The sequence below is a fragment of the Amycolatopsis sp. NPDC006125 genome (genome assembly GCF_040614195.1).
Taxonomy (GTDB): Bacteria; Actinomycetota; Actinomycetes; order Mycobacteriales; family Pseudonocardiaceae; genus Amycolatopsis_E; species Amycolatopsis_E tucumanensis.
Genome location: NZ_JBEXTZ010000019.1, coordinates 86,183 through 100,070, shown reverse-complemented (window position 1 = coordinate 100,070; position 13,888 = coordinate 86,183). Strand labels below are relative to the sequence as shown.

Annotated in this window: 11 protein-coding genes and 1 pseudogene; 5 read left to right on the top strand and 7 right to left on the bottom strand. The window is 70.9% G+C overall.

What is annotated here, in order from left to right:
• Positions 1-30: 30 nt before the first annotated feature.
• From ABZ193_RS12780 to ABZ193_RS12760, 5 genes and pseudogenes are all read right to left on the bottom strand, one after another.
• A complete protein-coding gene (locus ABZ193_RS12780; protein WP_020419064.1) occupies positions 31-1,176 on the bottom strand; it encodes an LLM class flavin-dependent oxidoreductase in 1,146 nt (381 codons plus the stop codon).
• Positions 1,176-1,991, bottom strand: a complete 816-nt coding sequence (locus ABZ193_RS12775; RefSeq protein ID WP_162146045.1) for an alpha/beta hydrolase — start codon at positions 1,989-1,991, stop codon at positions 1,176-1,178. Before ABZ193_RS12775 ends, ABZ193_RS12780 begins: the two co-directional genes overlap by 1 nt.
• Positions 1,992-2,112: 121 nt before the next feature.
• Positions 2,113-2,496, bottom strand: coding sequence for an alpha/beta fold hydrolase (locus ABZ193_RS12770; RefSeq protein ID WP_354709939.1), 384 nt, complete (start codon positions 2,494-2,496; stop codon positions 2,113-2,115).
• Positions 2,469-2,936, bottom strand: a pseudogene (locus tag ABZ193_RS12765) (alpha/beta fold hydrolase); the annotation flags it as partial. The pseudogene ABZ193_RS12765 and the gene ABZ193_RS12770, both read right to left, overlap by 28 nt.
• Positions 2,937-2,979: 43 nt before the next feature.
• Positions 2,980-4,191, bottom strand: a complete 1,212-nt coding sequence (locus ABZ193_RS12760) for a bifunctional 3,4-dihydroxy-2-butanone-4-phosphate synthase/GTP cyclohydrolase II (RefSeq protein WP_020419061.1) — start codon at positions 4,189-4,191, stop codon at positions 2,980-2,982.
• Positions 4,192-4,406: 215 nt separating this feature from the next.
• Between ABZ193_RS12760 and ABZ193_RS12755 the strand changes: the two genes are divergently transcribed.
• Positions 4,407-5,330 carry an NADPH:quinone reductase gene (locus ABZ193_RS12755; RefSeq protein WP_235716164.1) on the top strand — a complete coding sequence of 308 codons (924 nt, stop codon included), beginning with the start codon at positions 4,407-4,409 and terminating at the stop codon, positions 5,328-5,330.
• Between the two features lie 222 nt (positions 5,331-5,552).
• Here ABZ193_RS12755 and ABZ193_RS12750 read toward each other — a convergent pair whose 3' ends face one another.
• The gene (locus tag ABZ193_RS12750) at positions 5,553-6,038 is read right to left on the bottom strand and encodes a MarR family transcriptional regulator (RefSeq protein ID WP_020419059.1); all 486 of its coding nucleotides are present in this window, start codon (positions 6,036-6,038) and stop codon (positions 5,553-5,555) included.
• 125 nt (positions 6,039-6,163) lie between these two features.
• On the opposite strand from ABZ193_RS12750, the gene ABZ193_RS12745 reads away from it, so the two are divergent.
• From ABZ193_RS12745 to ABZ193_RS12730, 4 genes are all read left to right on the top strand, one after another.
• A complete protein-coding gene (locus tag ABZ193_RS12745; RefSeq protein ID WP_020419058.1) occupies positions 6,164-8,926 on the top strand; it encodes an AAA family ATPase in 2,763 nt (920 codons plus the stop codon).
• 40 nt (positions 8,927-8,966) lie between these two features.
• On the top strand, positions 8,967-9,419 hold the full coding sequence (locus ABZ193_RS12740) for an SRPBCC family protein (RefSeq protein WP_354709930.1): 453 nt from the start codon (positions 8,967-8,969) through the stop codon (positions 9,417-9,419).
• 125 nt (positions 9,420-9,544) lie between these two features.
• Positions 9,545-10,387 (top strand): alpha/beta fold hydrolase, encoded by an 843-nt coding sequence (locus tag ABZ193_RS12735; RefSeq protein WP_020419056.1) that lies wholly within the window; start codon positions 9,545-9,547, stop codon positions 10,385-10,387.
• A 128-nt stretch (positions 10,388-10,515) separates the two neighbouring features.
• On the top strand, positions 10,516-11,223 hold the full coding sequence (locus ABZ193_RS12730) for an alpha/beta hydrolase (RefSeq protein ID WP_027936031.1): 708 nt from the start codon (positions 10,516-10,518) through the stop codon (positions 11,221-11,223).
• A 1,071-nt stretch (positions 11,224-12,294) separates the two neighbouring features.
• Here ABZ193_RS12730 and ABZ193_RS12725 read toward each other — a convergent pair.
• Positions 12,295-13,686, bottom strand: a complete 1,392-nt coding sequence (locus ABZ193_RS12725; protein ID WP_354709929.1) for a recombinase family protein — start codon at positions 13,684-13,686, stop codon at positions 12,295-12,297.
• Positions 13,687-13,888 lie beyond the last annotated feature (202 nt).

The following is a 13,888-nucleotide window of genomic DNA, read 5'->3' as shown; positions in this document are numbered from 1 at the left end:
GCCGGACGACAGCCGGCGGCGCCCCGCTGATCACACCGCCGTGAGTTCGCGCAGCTGGGGCGCGACCTCGGTCGCGTACAGCTCGAGGCTGCGCGCGGTTTCCCGGTGGGTCATGTGCCCGGCATGCCCCATCATCAGGATGTTCCCGAAGCCGCCGACGTGGTCGTGGAAGCGGCGGATCTGGGTCACCACCTGGTCGGGAGTCCCGGCGAAGAGGACGCCGTTCTCGGTCATCCACTCCATGGTCTGCCCCCGCGCCTTCAGCGCGTGCGGGACCGGGGCCGAGGACGAGCCAAGGGCGGCGTGCAGCTTCGGCGCGCTGTAGCCGGGCGGGTGGGTCAGGTACGGCGGCACCTTGTTGGCGTCGAAGTACCAGCGCAGTTTCTCGGCGCCGGAACGCGCTTCCGCCTCGGAATCCGCCACGTAGACACCGACGCCGTAGGCGAGCCGGTCCGAAGGGCATTCCGTCCCGTGCGTGGCCGTGTACGTCCTGCGGTAGTCCTCATAAAGCCGCTTGGCCACATCGGGTCCGGTCACGAAGCACGCCATCGTGTGCCCGCGCTCAGCGATCGGCGGGATGCTGCTGGGGCTGGTGCCGGTGACCCACATCGGCGGGTGGGGCTGCTGATAGGGCCGCGGCCAGATGTTGACCGACCGGTACTGCCACGTGCCTTCCCACGAGAACGGGCCGTCATGCTCTGTCCAGGCTTTCTTGATCAGATCCTGGGCCTCCCACATGCGCTCATGCATGCCGGTGGGCCTGCTGTTGGCGGGGAGGATCTCGAACGGGACGCCGCGGACGAACCCGACCTCCAGCCTGCCGTGGGACAGGACGTCGATCATCGCCATCTCCTCGGCCAGCCGGACCGGGTCGCGGCGGTTGGCGACCGGGTTGCCGAGGATGAGGATCCGAGCGTTCTTCGTGGTCCGCGCCAGGGCCGTCGCCATCAGCGGGGTCGCCGGCACGATGCAGGTGGGGGTCGCGTGGTGCTCGTTGGTCATCACGTTGAGCCCGAGCTCGTCTGCCTGCTGCCACAGGTCGAGGTAGCGGTCGTAGAGCCCGGCCCCGACGACCGGATCGAAGTGCTTGTTGGGCAGCGTCACCCGGATGGAGTCGTAGGTGTCGGGGTCCGGCAGGTCCGGATAGGGGCATTCGGTGAAGTACCAGGTTTGCATCAGCGGTTTTCCTTCCCGGTGAGGGCGAACTTCCGGATCAGCTCGACCGTCTCGTCCGGACGTTCGATCTCGGGGTAGTGCCCGGCACCCGCGACGCGTTCCAGGCGGCCGCGGGCGACGCGCCCCGTGAGGGCTTCGTAGTAGCCGGGCGGGGTGAGCCGGTCCTCGTCGCCGGCGATCACAAGCGTCGGCGCCCCGATCCGCGGCAGCAGCGCGGGCAGGACCGGGTTGTGCAGGTAGGGCTCCCAGCCGTAGTGCATGAACGTCTCGCGGTACTCGGCGCGCTCCACGATCTGCTCCGGCTCGGTCCGGCTGCACCACGGATCCCGTGCGCCGTCGGCGTAGAGAATCTCGCGGATCCGGTCCGCGGACTCGACCACGACCTCGGCGAAACCGCGTTCTTCGCGGCCGTTGAACTTGGCGCCGAGTGGCCCGAGCAGCGTCACCGAGGCGAACCGCCGCGGCTCCATCACCGCCATCTCCATGGCGATCCACGCCCCGAGGGACGATCCGATGATCGCGCACCGCGTGATACCGGCACTGTCGAGGAGGTCCAGGTAGAGGTAGGCCAGGTGCTGCGGCCGGTCGACGCCCGGAACCCGGGGCCGTCGGTCGAAGCCCGGGTGGGTGATCGCGAGCACCCGGTGGGTCCCTCCGAGGCCCTCGACGAGAGCCCGGACGCTCTCCGGCCCTTCCTCTCCGTGCAGCACCACGATCGGCAGGTCGGGTGGGCTGTCCGGGTGCCCGGCGGACCCGCTGTCCGCGACGAGCACTTCGGCGGCCCAGGCCCGGAGCTTGCGGCGTTCGCTGTCCACGCTGACCCCTTTCACACGCTCTCGATGGTTTCGGCGGCCGCTCGGTGGCGGCCTGGGGTCATGCTCGTGTCCGCGGGCCCCGACCTGCTACGACCGCCGTCACCGGCCACAGTGAGCGGAGTCACCGAACGGCCCCCTTCCGGTACCGACGGGCGAGGAAGGACAGCAGGTCCGCGCGGAACCGCTCCGGGTGCTCGATGTGCGGCAGGTGCCCGCACTCGGGGTAGACGAGCAGTTCGACGTCGGGGATGCGCGCGGCGATGTCCTCTGCGTATCCGGGCCGTCGCAACGGGTCGTCCGCTCCCGCGACGAGGAGCGTCGGGACCGCGATGTTCTCGTAGACCGTGCGGTCGGGCTTGCCGAACTCGCCGCCGGACGTGCCGGTCTCCGCGCCGGGCGGGCGCAGGCGCGCCGAGGCCGCGCACTGCCACGCGCCCGGTTCGAGGCTGAGCCGGTACCGCCAGCGGACGTAGCCGGGATCGTCGGCGAGGCGCGGCGAATGCATGACCGTCCGGAGGATGCGGGCCATTCTGCCTCCGTCAGATCGTAGTCCACAATGGCCTTCCGGGCGTCGTTGTCGGGGACGAAGCCCCCGCCGCTGACCACGACCGCGGCCTCCGCGCGGAAGTACCGCCCGCCCGCGGCGAGATCCCGGGCCAGGTAGGTGCCGCCCATCGAGTTCCCGACGAACGCGGCGGATCCGACGTCCAGCGCCTCGATCGTCGCCGCCAGGTGCCGCAACCGCCGCCCGGTGGGGTCCGAGAAGTCGACGATCTTGTCCGTGCGTCCGAAACCGAGCCAGTCGGGGGCGACGGCGCGGTAGCCGGCCTCGGCAAGGGCCGGGACGACGTCGTACCACGACGTCTCCGCGGACGCGCCGTACTCGCCCGAGTGCAGCAGAACCACGGGTGGTCCCGAGCCCTCGTCCAGCACGTGGGTGCGCATTCCGTCGACGGTGATGAAGCCCATCGTTCTTCCTTTCGGGTCGTCAGGTCAGGTCACCCGCGACGAGTCGGTGTCCCAGCCGACGTCGTTTGGTTTCGAGGTACCGGCGGTTCTCCGGCCGCGGCCGGGCCTGCACCGCGACCAACTCGTGCACCGTGATGCCGTTGCGCTGCAACGCGAGTGCCTTGCTGGGGTTGTTGGTGAGCAGCCGCACGGTTGGGATCCCCAGCCGGCGCAGTAGTTCCGCGGCCGGCGCGAAGTCCCTGGCGTCGACGGGCAGCCCCAGCCGCACGTTGGCCTCGACGGTGTCGCAGCCGCCGTCCTGCAAGGCGTAAGCGCGGATCTTGTCGACCAGGCCGATCCCGCGACCTTCCTGCCCGCGCAGGTAGATGACGGCGCCCGCGCCGGCGCGGGCGATCGTCGCCATCGCGAGGTCGAGCTGTTCACCGCAGTCGCAGCGCCACGAGCCGAGCACATCGCCGGTGAGGCACTCGGAGTGCACCCGGACCGGCGGGGCTTCCACAGTGGACGGATCACCGAGGACCAGGGCGAGGTGCTCGGTCCCGTCCGCCGCTCGGTGACCGACGGTACGCCAGATCCCGTACCGGTTCGGGAGCAGCGCCTCCGCCGCATCCGAACGGCGGGCAACCGCGGCGGCGACGGCACCCACGTCGAGGATCGGAATGTCCAGGCGGTGCGCCAACGCCGTGAGGTGGGCTCGGTCAGCCGCCGCCCCTTCGCCGTCAAGCACCTCGCAGATCGCGGCAGCGGGTACCAAACCGGCCATGGCGACCAGCTCGACCGATGCCTCGGTGTGGCCCCGGCGCTCGAGAACCCCGCCCGCGACGGCCCGCAGCGGAAACACGTGCCCCGGCCGACGGAGGTCGCCGGGGCGAGTCTCAGGGTCTGCCAGCGCCCGGATCGTGGCCGCCCGGTCAGCGGCGGAGATTCCGGTGCCGGTGCCCGTCGCGTCGACCGACACGGTGAACGCCGTGCCGTGCCGGTCGGAGTTGTCACGCACCATCTGGGGCAGGTCGAGCCGGTCGATCACCGACGGGGCGGCGGCGACGCACAGCAGACCGCGCCCCTCGCTGATCAGCAGGTTGACCAGCTCGGGGTCCGCCCGCTCCGCCGCGATGACGAGGTCGCCCTCGTCCTCGCGCGTCCGGTCGTCGAGCAGCATGATCGGCCGTCCCGCCCGCAGCGCGGCGACAGCGTCGCCGACCGCATCGGAAGCCCCTGTGGTGTGGCTCATCAGCGCCTCCTCGTCGATTCACTGCGGTCGATCGTGCTCGGCCGAATGAGGCTTGTCGGGAACCTGGGTCTCGTTCACGAGTGACTCAAGGCACTGGGAACGCGGGGCTCTCTTGTGAGAATGTGCTGATCAGAATCCCACCGATCACGAGAGGCAGGCCCCTGGTGCGCGCCGCTGTCTACACCCGGACCGGGAAGGCCCGTGAGGTCCTCCGAGTGCGCGATCTCGAGATGCGTGAGCCCGGGCGGGGCGAGGTGCGCGTGCGGATTTCCCTGTCCGGCATCAATCCCAGCGACGTCAAACGGCGTGACGGCCGGACGCCGAGCCGGATCGACGGGTTCCAGGTGCCCCACATGGACGGCGTGGGGAGGATCGACGCCGTCGGCCCCGGCGTGGCACCCGACCGGGTCGGGCAGCGGGTGTGGCTGTGGATGGCGGCCCTGTCCTCCCCGTGGGGCACCGCCGCCGAACAGTGCGTCGTGCCACACGAACAAGCGGTCCCACTCCCGGACCACGTGCCGGACGAGCTCGGCGCGTCCCTCGGCGTTCCCGCGCTGACAGCGCACCTGTGCCTGTTCCCGGATGGACCGCTCCAGGGCACCGACGTCCTCGTGGCCGGCGGCGCGGGCGCGGTGGGCCATTTCGCGATCGAACTCGCCAAGTGGGCCGGGGCCCGCGTGGCGACCACGGTGAGCAGCCCCGCCAAAGCGGAACTCGCTTCGCAAGCCGGCGCCGACCTCGTTGTCAACTACCGCACGGAGGACGCGATCACCCGGATCCGGGCCTTCAGCGACGGCATCAACCGCGTCGTGGAGGTCGCACCCGCGGCGAACTGGGAACTCGACACGGCCGTGTGCGCGACCGGCGCGCGCATCGTCGCGTACTCGGTCGACCGCCCCACGCTCGAACTGCCACTACTGCCGAGCCTGACGTCGCTCGTCACGATCCGCTTCCTGCTGGTCTACAGCGCGCCGCGCGATGCGGTCATCGAAGCAGCGCGGGAGGTGACCGCCGCGGCGGCGGCAGGCGCGCTCACCCCACTGCCGGTCCACTCCTTCAGCCTCGCGCGAATCGCCGCGGCCCACGAGGCCGTCGAAGCCGGCGTGACCGGGAAAGTCATCATCGACCTCCGTGAATGAACCCGGCCTCGCCGCCGCTTGACGACCGCTGAGCCTCAGTGGCTTGGTCATGCTTCTTGACTACCGTGCCCCAACGACCCGTGTCCCCGGGTGTTCATGGAGGTTCAACCGCGCGGTGTTGCCGGTTGGACCAGAGTCATGATAGTCATGAACTTGGACAAACAGGGGGGACCCGGCTTCGCGCGGAGCGAGACCGTCGATACGACGTACCGCTCCCCTGGCTCAGGCTGATCCTTCGTCCTCGCCCAGGGAACGGAGGTGAGCGCGTTGGTGTTCGGTGATGTCGGTGAGCATGGCCTTGAACTGCCGGTAGTGTTCCCGGCCGAGGCGACGCGCGTGCCGTCGCTGGATGTCGGCCATGATCTCGTCCGCGGCCCGCATCCTGACCAGACCTCGTTCCGTCGGGTAGACCAGCTTCGCTCGGCGATCACTGGGATCCGGTCGCCTTTCGACGTATCCCAGGACCTCCAGCTCGTCGACGAGCGTCCCGATGTTTTGCTTGTACTGGCCGGACCGCCGCGACAGTTCGGTCGCCCGCACCCCTTCTTCGTCCAGGTACGCCAGCACCGCGCCGTGACGGTGCTTCAAGTCGCCGAACCCCAGCGCGGCGAGCCTGGAGAACAACTCACGCTGGACCGCGAAGAGGAGCCTTCCGGCCAGGACGCCCAGATCCGGGTCGGTCGCGTTCCGGTCCGCGCGCGTCGCCATCCGCCGCACTCCCCTCTCGGCCGCCGATGCTGTCGTCGACACCTTAGCCACCGGATCCGGCTCCGCAGCCGCACGCCACGAACGAGTCCCTTGCCGAGACCGCCGTACTTCTGGAGGATCGACCGGTGGAGCTGATCGGCCGAGAGCAAGACATCACTTCGCTGCGGGATTTCTTCGACGGCGCGGGCGTCCGGGGCGGGGCCATGCTGGTCGTCGGCGACGCCGGTGTCGGTAAGACAGCAGTGCTCGACGAATTCGCCGACGGCGAAGCCCGGCGCGGCGTTCGCGTCCTGCGAGCCGCGGGCGTGCAGTTCGAAGCCGACGTCAACTACTCCACACTCAACCAGCTGATGTTCCCGCTCGGCGACGAGATGACGTCTCTCGACTCCGGACAGCGGACGGCCCTGCGGTGCGCGCTCGGCTTCGAAATCGGCCAGGTTCCCGACCGGCTCGTCGTCTCGAACGCCGCTTTGCTGTGCCTGCGCGCCGCCGCGGCCGAGAACCCGATCCTCATCGTCGTCGACGACCTCCACTGGGTGGACCGCGCCAGTGCCGAGGTGCTCGGCTTCGTGGCGCGCCGCCTGGTCGGCAGCCCCATCGTGTTCCTGGCGGCGTGCCGGTCCGCGGAGCGTGGTCACTTCCGCAACAGCGGGCTGACCGAAGTCGTCCTGCCGCCACTGCCCACCGCCGCAGCCCGGACCCTGGTCGACCGCCGGTTTCCGGATTTGGCGCCCGCGGTGCGGCAACGGCTGCTCGCCGAAGCGGCCGGCAACCCGCTGGCCCTGCTGGAACTGCCGTCCGCCTTGGACGGCGACCAGCGCACCGACTTCACCACGCTGCCGGCGGTGCTGCCCCTGTCCGAGCGGCTCCAGGCGATGTTCACCTCCCGGGTGCGCGACCTGCCGCAGCGGTGCCGGCTGATGCTGCTGCTCGGCGCGCTCGGCAGCACCACCGAGCCGGGCCGCCTGCGCACGGCCGGTGGCAGCACCTGCGACCTCGACGATCTCGCCCCTGCCGAGGAGAGCCGGCTGGTGCACCTGAGCGGCGGGCGGCTGAGCTTCCGCCACCCGCTGATCGGCGCGGCTGTCGTCGAGGCGGCATCGGAACGGGACCGGCGCTGGGCGCACGGCGCGCTGGCCGCGGTCGTCGACGCCCCGGAACGGCGGGTCCGGCACCTCGCCGAATCGGCGGTCGGTCCGGACGAAGACATCGCCGGTCAGCTCGAAGCCACGGCGCAGGACATCCTCCGGCAAGGGGACGCCCTCGGTGCCGTCACCGCGCTGACTCGCGCGGCCGAGCTCAGCCCGGCAGCCGCCGACCGGAGCCGCCGCCTGGCCGAAGCCGCGTACATCGGCGCGGAAGCCGGCGGTGAGATGGCCACCGCGAGCAGACTGCTGGGCGACGCGCGGCGCACCGGATCCCTCGAGACCCACTCGCTGCACGCCGCCGCGGCCGCCGCGCACCTGCTGATCAACTCCGAGAGCGACGTGACGACAGCGCACCAGCTGCTGGCCGGGGCGATCGAGGCCGGCGAACACGGCTTCGACGCGAACGACCCCGTCCTGACCGAGGCCATGCACAGCCTGATGCTCATCAGCTGGTGGGTGGGCACCGAGGAAGCCGGAGAGGCGTACCGGGCCCTGGTCGACCGGCTGAAGCCGGCACCCACGCCGGTGACCCGGGTGAACGCGATCATCTTCACCGACCCCGCCCGCGCCTCCGCCGAGGACATCGCCACCCTCGACACTCTGATCGACTCCGTGGGCACCGACCCCGAGCCGACCCAGCTCGTCCGGATCGGCACCGCCGCCCTGTTCGCCGACCGGCTGCACCGCCTGCGGGCCCCCGAAAGACGCCTGGCCGAAACCCGCCGACAGGGCAAAGGCCCGGCGCGGCGCCACCTCGGCGCGCTGATCCACCTGGCGCTCGATGCCTTCCACGGTGGCCGCTGGACCGAGGCCGGGGAGTGGGCCGACGAGGGACTCGTCGTCTGCGCCGAACACGGGTTTCGGTTCTTCCGCTGGTACTTCGCCTGGGTGCACGCGCTCGTCGCGGCCGCGCGAGGCCGCGTCGAGGCCGCCCGGCAGCTGACCGACGACACGATCCGCTGGGCCGGCGCACACCAGGCCGCGGGCGTGACCTTCTTCGCCCTGCAGGCGCGCACCCTCGCCGACATCGCCGCCGGTGACTACGAGTCCGCCTACCACCACGCGACCCGGCTCAGCCCGGCCGGGCAGCTCGCGCCGTACCGGCCCACGGCCTTGTGGGCCGGTTTCGACCTCGTCGAAGCCGGCTTGCACACGGGGCGCCGGGCCGAGGCGGCCGCGCACGCCGCCACCCTCCGCGAAGCTCACCTGGACACGGTGTCGCCACGGCTGGGCCTGCTGAGCGCCGCTGCCAGCGCGTTGGCAGCCGAGGACGACGCCGCCCGCGACTGGTTCGAAACCGCGTTGTCGGTCCCGAACCCGGACCAGTGGCCGTTCGACGTGGCCAGGGTGCGCCTCGCCTACGGCGTGCGGCTGCGCCGCCTGCGCGACACCGGCGCGGCGCGCGAACAGCTGACGCTCGCGCACGACACCCTTTCGGCGCTCGGAGCGACGCCTTGGCGCGACCGCGCTGCCAATGAACTGCGAGCGACCGGGCTGACTCGCCGGTCGGCGCCGGAGGGCCGGGCTTCACTGACGCCGCAGGAGCGCGAAATCGCCGAACTCGCGGGTGCCGGCCTGACCAACAAGCAGATCGGGCAGAGGCTGTTTATCTCGCACCGGACCGTCGGCGACCACCTGTACAAGATCTTCCCCAAGCTCGGCATCACCTCGCGCGCCGCGCTGCGGGACGCGCTGACCACCTACGAGCAGGACGAGCAGGTGGACACCACAGTCATGTGACGGGTGCTGTCCCCCACCGGGCGCGGCGACCCTGAACGGTATGAACCCAGACCCGCACCCCGGGATCCACTGGCCCCCCGGCTGGGGACCGGACCGCTGCGACAGCTTCGTCAACCACCGGCGCCGCACCTCCGCGCCCGCCGACACGGTCTTCGCGAAGCTGGCCGCCGTCGAAGAGTGGCCGAAGTGGCAGCGCGCGGTGGACCGCACCGAAATCGTCGAGGACCTGGCCGTCGGCAGCCGGTTCGTGGTCGTGTCCCCGCCGCACACCTTCGACGGGATCGTCGGCGAATTCGTCCCGCCGACCCGGTTCGGCTGGGCCGCGGTCGGCGACCAGCTGAGCTTCTACCAGTCGTGGCTGCTCCTGGACGACCCCGGCGGTGGCGCACTGGTGATCTTCGAGGAGGCGTCCCGCGGGTTGGCGGCCCTGCCGCCCACCGGGCGGGCCGAGCTGACGCGCGGCTGGCTCGACACGCTGCCGCCCGAGCCGTGACGGGCACCGGGTTCTCCGCACGACGGTCCACACAGGCGGGTCACTCACCACGGTGAGCGACCCGCCTGTCGGCGTTCCGGCTCCCGTATCGTCCGGGTGCTGAACCGTTTCGGAGGTGTGGGCCCATGGCGGATGCGCCGATCGTCCTGCTGCACGGCTTCTACCACGGCTCGTGGGCGTGGACGGAAGTCATCGCTGAGCTCGCGGCGCGCGGCCGCGCGGGGGTCGCGGTCGACATGGCGGCGCACGGACTGCTGGCGAAATCCCCGCTCGCGGCGCACCGCCGCCCGTTCGACCCGGCGGCCTACGCCACCGAACCGTCGCCGGTCGCCGGGATCGGGCTCGACGCCGCCGCCGACCTGCTGATCGCCCAGCTGTCGCGAGCCGGCGGGGGAAACCCCGTCTCGGTGGTGACCCACAGCATGGGCGGGGCGGTGCTGACGAGGGCGGCCGAGCGGGAACCGGCCCTCGTCTCCCACATGGTGTATCTCGCCGCCTACATGCCCGCCACCGGCACGCCCTGCCTGGCCTACCCGTCGCTGCCCGAGGGCAGCAGCAACCGGTTCATGCCGCTGCTGGTCGGGGACCCGGCGGCCACGGGCGCGCTGCGGATCGACCCCCGCAGCCCCGACCCCGCGGTCCAGGACGCCATCCGCGAAGCCTTCTACGGCGACGTCGATCCCTCGACCGCCGCGGCCGCGGCCGCACTGCTGAGCTGCGACGCACCACTGGCGATGGTCACCGACAGCACGGAACTCACCGCGCACGGCTGGGGTTCGCTCCCCCGCAGCTACGTGGTGTGCACCGAGGACCGCACCATCCCGGCTCCGCTGCAGCGGCTGTTCATCAGACAGGCCGACGCGGCCTTCCCCGCGAACCTCACGAGGGTCGTCGAGCTACCCGCGTCGCACTCGGCGTTCCTGTCCGTCCCCGGCCGCGTCGCCGAACTCCTCGCCGACCTCCCCTGACGGCGACCCCGGTGACCGGTCAGCGACCGTCACGGCCACGGTCATCTGACGGACGCTGTTCCGCGGCTGTCCGGGCGACCATGGTTTCCGTCAGCACGAACGAAAACCCGATCCACACGGAGGAAACCATGGCCACCACCAAGCCGACCATCGTCCTGTCGCACGGCGCGTTCGCCGAGTCCGGCGGCTGGGGTCCCGTCGTGGAGCGCCTGCAGGCCGCGGGGCACCGCGTCGTCGCGGCGGCGAACCCGCTGCGCTCGGTGGCGTTCGACGCGGCCCAGCTGCGCGCGCTGGTCGACACCATCGACGGCCCGGTCGTCGTGGTCGGCCACTCCTACGGCGGGATGGTCATCAGCAAGGCCGCCGCGGGCGCCGGCAACGTCACGGCCCTGGTCTACATCGCGGCCTTCGCCCCCGAAACCGGCGAGAGCGCCGCGGACCTGTCCGGGCGGTTCCCCGGCAGCACGCTCGCCGAGACCCTCCGCCCGGTCCCGCTTCCCGACGGCAATCAGGACATGTACGTGGCCCAGGAGCTGTACCGGCAGCAGTTCGCGGCAGACGTGCCCGAGGAGACGACCCGGGTGATGGCGGCTACCCAGCGGCCGATCACCGCCGCGGCGCTGAACGAGGCCGCCGAAGGTCCGCAGGCCTGGGCCGGCGTCCCGAGCTACTTCCTGATCGCCGAGGCGGACAAGAACATCCCGGCCGCCGCGCACCACTTCATGGCCGAGCGGGCCAAGGGCGAGGTCGTCAGCATCGAGGGCGCGTCGCACGCGGTGTTCGCCTCGCACCCGGCCGAGGTCGCCGATCTCGTCCTGCGTGCGGCCGGCGCCTGACCACCGTTCCTCGTTCCCCTCAACGGCACGGCCGCCCGCGGTGCAGTCCGTCCGGACCGCGGTGCCCCTGGGGGCGGCCGTTGGGTTTCGTGTGGAATCCACCGAGATCGCCCAGTCGATCTCACCGGCTGCGTCCGCGGTGGCCGGCAGCCGCTGGGACACCACATCCCAGGGCCCGCCTCGGTAGACCGGCGGTGCCAGGTCCAGATTGTCCGCCAGGGACCGACACCGCCGGCACATCCCCGCATGCGATCCCGCACCGGTCGCGGTAGACGGCCCCTCCACCATCGCCCGGGCGTCGGAGAACGGCTGGCCCGGCCTCCCGGTCCGCACCGGTGGCAAATCCTCGATCAACGCGTGGCGCGGAGGCGTCGACCAGGACGACGGTGTCCAGCGTGCCGGGCGGTTCCGGCATCACCTGGCGATCGAAGAGGACCAATGACAGATGTCGTTGCCGCCGGAGCCGGCCTGTCCGGGCCATCTCCGGCTGGCCCACCCGAGCCGGCCCGCGACATCCCGATCCGGCTCGGGGCGTAAAACCATCCGTGGCCGACTTTCGCCGGTGAGCCAAGGGCCTCTGCGGGGACCGCCGTGGTACCGGTAGGTCGGCCGCGTACTCCGCGAGACGGTCGACCAGGAGCGCATCACAGCTCGGTACCTGAGCGATACCTTCCGTTCGTTGGCCGTCCGCGCGGAAATCGAACAGCAGCTCCGCCGCGTCGCCCGATGAAGCTCCGCGCGTGAGCGACGCTCAAGGCGCAACAGCAAGCAGGCTCACGGTGTCATCCACGTCGAGTTGGACACCAGCTGTTCGAGCGCGCCGACACGAACGGCGCCAAACTCGACGCTTAGCTCGGGAGCGGCCTCGCGGCCGCCGCGCGCGGCACCTCCGAGAACCTGCTCGACCGACCGCTCGGTGTCGATCCGCGGACGAAAGACAGCGGCTGCCTGGTCAGTGCATTCCTCGGCCTGGCACCCGCCCGTCCCGGCTAAGATGTCCGGCACCTGCGCCCCGGGGTTCACACAGGATGCACATCCGCCCGGCGATGAAGCCCCTTCCCCTACGGCAGCTCAAAATGATTCCGCCGGTAGAGCGCGTGGGCGTAATGGTCGATACCCCCCTCGGACACACGCGCTAACCACACGGGGCGACACCGTAGCAATCACGGTGCGCCCCTTTGGTTCGTAGAGGAGCCCTACGCCGAGCTCGCCGTACAACTGGTTGAGCGCTCCTGGGTCGGCTTCCTTCAGCTTCGCCCCCACGTCACCGAGCGAATCGATCATGGCGTGTATCTCGGCGTCGGTTACGGCCGCCGGGGCCGGCGCACCTTCCAGTTCGGCTCTGGCAGCCGCCCGCTGGGCTTGGGCTTCATTGATCGCGTCGACCAACGCCACGGGATCAACGCCCGCCTCCACCGCGGCCTGAAGACGCTTCAATCGCGTCTCCGCATCCGCCGCTCGTTTCTTCAGCACCTCGTGGTCCGCCGACTTCCGCTCCCCCGCCTGGGAGGCCAGGAGCGCCGCCACAGTTCGATCGACGTTCTCCCGCCGGAAGAGCTCGCCGATCCAGGTGTTGAGCGCAGCGACCACGTCGCCTTCCGGCAAGTTGACGGTCCGGGGGTGCTCAGCCAGCGCCTCGGAACCAGGCGTCAGCGTGCGTGCGAGGCAGCGGTAGTAGACGTCCGTCTTCCTGATCAGCGCTCCCTGCATCTTCCGGCTGCACAGCCCACACCGAACCAGCCCCCGGAGTAGATATGGCCTGGTCCCGGTGGTGCGCGTTCGTTCGAGCTTCGCCATCTCCCGCATGCCACCGGCGGACCGGGAACGCCGACGCAACTGCGCCTGCGTGAACGTCTCCACCGACACGATCTCCGGATGCGCGGGCTTACGTGACCGCACGATCCGCTCAGGCTTGGACCGGCGGAACCGGATCACGTGTCCGGCCGCGACGTCGTCGGGATCGAGCAGCGTCTCCTGACGGTTCCAGCGACCGAAGAACGCATAGCCCGTGTACTTCGGATTCTCCAAGATCGCGCGGACAGTGCTGCCCTGCCACCCATCGGCCAACCGATGGGAGTTCTGATCCGGACGCCGGGCCGAGGGGCACGGAATCCGATCCCGGTTGAGCCCATGAGCGATCGCACGGTCACCAAGCCCGCTGAGGTACTGCTCGAAGATCCGTCGAACGACGGGCGCGCACTCCTCATCAATGGCGAGCACCCGCAGGCGGTACCCCTCCGCCGCCTTCCGCGGATTCGGGTGCGGCCCGCCGTCCACCACCTTGTACCCGTACGGCGCCCGACCGCCCTGATGCCGCCCCTCGTTGATCACCTGCGCATCCATCGCTGCGCGGACCCGCGCCTGGACGTGCTGCCGCTCGGACTCGCTCATCCCGCCGAGCACGCTCATCAGCATCTTGTGCGACGGGTTCCGGGCCTCGAACTTTCCGCCCAGCTCCGGCACCCACAGATCCACCCCGTATGCGGCGAACTTCGGAGCGACCAGCGAGAACTGGTTCCCGAACCAGCACCGCGTCCCCTCCCCCCACGACCACCGCCTGCCACCGTCGGCCCGGGTCCTTCAACGCCTTCAGCAGCCGGCTCGCAGCCTCCCTCCGTTCCCACGGCACCGACCGCGACTGTCCGACGTCGAAGAACTCCGCGAC

Excerpts from the sequence above, each read along its gene's own strand:
- ABZ193_RS12735 (WP_020419056.1), top strand. The coding sequence starts at position 9,545 with ATGGCGGATGCGCCGATCGTCCTGCTGCACGGCTTCTACCACGGCTCG.
- ABZ193_RS12770 (WP_354709939.1), bottom strand. The coding sequence starts at position 2,496 with ATGCATTCGCCGCGCCTCGCCGACGATCCCGGCTACGTCCGCTGGCGG.
- ABZ193_RS12780 (WP_020419064.1), bottom strand. The coding sequence starts at position 1,176 with ATGCAAACCTGGTACTTCACCGAATGCCCCTATCCGGACCTGCCGGAC.
- ABZ193_RS12760 (WP_020419061.1), bottom strand. The coding sequence starts at position 4,191 with ATGAGCCACACCACAGGGGCTTCCGATGCGGTCGGCGACGCTGTCGCC.
- ABZ193_RS12730 (WP_027936031.1), top strand. The coding sequence starts at position 10,516 with ATGGCCACCACCAAGCCGACCATCGTCCTGTCGCACGGCGCGTTCGCC.
- ABZ193_RS12740 (WP_354709930.1), top strand. The coding sequence starts at position 8,967 with ATGAACCCAGACCCGCACCCCGGGATCCACTGGCCCCCCGGCTGGGGA.
- ABZ193_RS12750 (WP_020419059.1), bottom strand. The coding sequence starts at position 6,038 with ATGGCGACGCGCGCGGACCGGAACGCGACCGACCCGGATCTGGGCGTC.